This window comes from bacterium, assembly GCA_018812485.1.
Taxonomy (GTDB): Bacteria; JAHJDO01; JAHJDO01; order JAHJDO01; family JAHJDO01; genus JAHJDO01.
On the sequence record JAHJDO010000022.1, the window covers coordinates 1 to 2,403 of the forward strand.

Below are 2,403 nucleotides of genomic sequence, written 5' to 3' on the forward strand. Positions count from 1 at the left end.
TCCCGTGCACAGATAGAAGGGGGAATTGCTGATGGAAATGTGCGTTTTTTTGAATCCAATAAATTCTTAATACCCTTGATGAATGAACAGTGCATAAACAAAGTGATTAATCTCTACAAGAACAATTCACAATTAGTAGAAAAGCAAACAAAAATCAAGGAAACAGAGGTTTTCAAAAAAGCGCTGGCATTCAAATTAAAACAAGCTGTTGATTACAAGATTAATGACATAAAAGAAAACATGGAGTTCACTCAGACACAACTCAAGTTATGCCAGGAAACCATCATTGAGCTTAGCAAAACATTGGAAAAGGCAAACAAAGGACTGCAACAGGCAAAAACCATGAAAGACACGATTGATAATGATGAAGACAGATTAAAAAGAGCAATAGAAGAAATCATGGCTCTAAAAAAGAACAATGTCTTCACAAAAATCAGCTTCAAACTTAATGAGATTGTTGCAGAAACACCAGTGGTTTATTGTGAATATCAAGGCAAAACCTACATGCTTGGAAGATATGAAATCCATATTTCTTTAGACAGCAATGAAGTAAGAATCTACAACCTTACTAAACAAGTAGATGGATTCAATCATCCGCACGTGGATGCCCAGGGAAAACCATGTTTAGGCACTCTCTCTGATGTGATTCCAAAATACATGGGAAGAGCAGAATTTGCAGTCATCTTAGGCGCACTTAACACTTATTTGCACAGTTATAACCCGGCCAGTCCTTACAGAAGGATTGAACACTGGTCCAAAAGCAGGAGGAAAGCAAAAAAATGAATACTCTATATTTCAAACTCGAGTGTTTAACAAAGTTGTTCGGATATGTAAATGCAGTAGAAGGAGAAGTCAGCGGAATGGGCTTGGTGGAAAAGATTAAAGACATGTTTGTGGTTACTGATATTTTTCTTCTGAAACAGGAGTGCAGTTTCTCTACAACAGAGATTGATTCAAAGGATTTAGGAAAACTCATGCTTGAACTCACAAGACAGGGCAAGGAGGGAAATCTTAAATTGTGGTGGCACAGTCACGGCTCAATGAATGCGTTCTGGAGCACCACAGACAAGCATACTGCAAGACATTTATCAGGAAGCAATTGGATGTTTAAAGCAGTAGTCAACAAGGAAGGAAAGATGAAAGTATCTCTTGATGTCAGTATTCCCTTTCATCATGTGACAGATGACATTCAAGTCAGCATCTATGATCCAGATACAAGCAGAATATTTGAAATCTGCAAGAAAGAAGTCAAGGAAAAAGTGAAAGAGGAAAAGATATCTAAGGGTAAGCAGAGAGAGATGTTTGAAGATCTTGAACTCTGTCCTGTCTGCCATAACATTATCTTAAATAACGAAAAACAATGCCCTCAATGCGGGCACAAAATAAAGGGGGTTAGGTATGAAACTCATGTTCCCGGGAAAAAGAGAAATGGAAAAAACAGAAAAAGAAAACTGTCCGCAGATATTCAAGATAGAGGATGAAAGCCTGAACGAGATAGAAAAAATATGCCTTGGCAACAGAACTGAAAGACTCACCAAAGTCTATGCTATCAGTAGAACTAACATTCCTGATTTTGCGACAAAAATGAAAGAGATGCTTTTCCGTGAATATACAGAAGGATTAAAGGAAATAAAAGGAAACAACAGAGAAGACGTTGAATTATTTAACGGCGTAGCAAGGCATTTCGGGCACAGGCTTATCCAGATTCAGCTGAAGTTTCAAAAAGTGGCTATGGAGTATGAAATGCTGGAAGGTGTTCAGCAGGCATTAGAAGACAAATACGATGAGATAAAGGAAATAGTTAAGAGGCTCAATATGGTAAAAGCTGCCAGAGAGCTGAGAAGAAGATTCAATAACTGGAAAAGTCACTTAAAAGAATCTCCTGCATGGGATTACTGCAGGATTGAAAAAGAACAGGGAAGCAAGATAAAAGAATTCGCAGAAGGACATTTCAATCCTTCTATTTCTGCGATGCTGAATCCTGATACAGACTTCCAGTCTGGTTATTACATGATAAGGCATAAATACAGAATATCTGTTGAATTGTGGAAATGCCACCAGAGAAATTCATGGTTTGTCATCTCGGTGATAATGCCTAACAAGCAGGACTGGGTTGAAGTAATTCGTTTGAGGGAAAGAATGGGAGAAGTGGCTCTCAAGAATAACTTAAACGTGCTTATTGGAGGCTCAAGATATGATTACAGATGGTTTGATGTACGAATAAAGCTGGAAAGGAAAAGAGAAAAAGACGCTCTTAATCTCATGGAAAATGCAAAGCAAGTCTCATTCAAAACGGCAGAAGCTTCTTATGAGATGGATAGAAAGCTCAGAGAGTGGAAACTGGAAGAGATAAGACGAGAAACAGGAGAAGATAACTAGTGAACAAGAACCCATAAAATGAAA

At 38.0% G+C, this 2,403-nt stretch carries 3 protein-coding genes; all 3 read left to right on the plus strand.

Annotated elements, in window-relative coordinates:
* A partial coding sequence (locus KKC91_01565; GenBank protein MBU0477244.1) for a hypothetical protein occupies positions 1-783 on the plus strand: 783 nt, incomplete at its 5' end.
* Positions 780-1,481, plus strand: a complete 702-nt coding sequence (locus KKC91_01570) for a hypothetical protein (GenBank protein MBU0477245.1) — start codon at positions 780-782, stop codon at positions 1,479-1,481. The genes KKC91_01565 and KKC91_01570, both read left to right, overlap by 4 nt.
* Positions 1,399-2,379: a hypothetical protein gene (locus KKC91_01575; protein ID MBU0477246.1), complete on the plus strand. Its 981-nt coding sequence runs from the start codon at positions 1,399-1,401 to the stop codon at positions 2,377-2,379. The genes KKC91_01570 and KKC91_01575 overlap by 83 nt, the downstream gene beginning before the upstream one ends.
* Positions 2,380-2,403: the final 24 nt, after the last annotated feature.

What these genes read in the sequence shown, in the direction of transcription:
- KKC91_01575 (MBU0477246.1), top strand. Translation starts at nt 1,399, where the DNA reads ATGAAACTCATGTTCCCGGGAAAAAGAGAAATGGAAAAAACAGAAAAA.
- KKC91_01570 (MBU0477245.1), top strand. Translation starts at nt 780, where the DNA reads ATGAATACTCTATATTTCAAACTCGAGTGTTTAACAAAGTTGTTCGGA.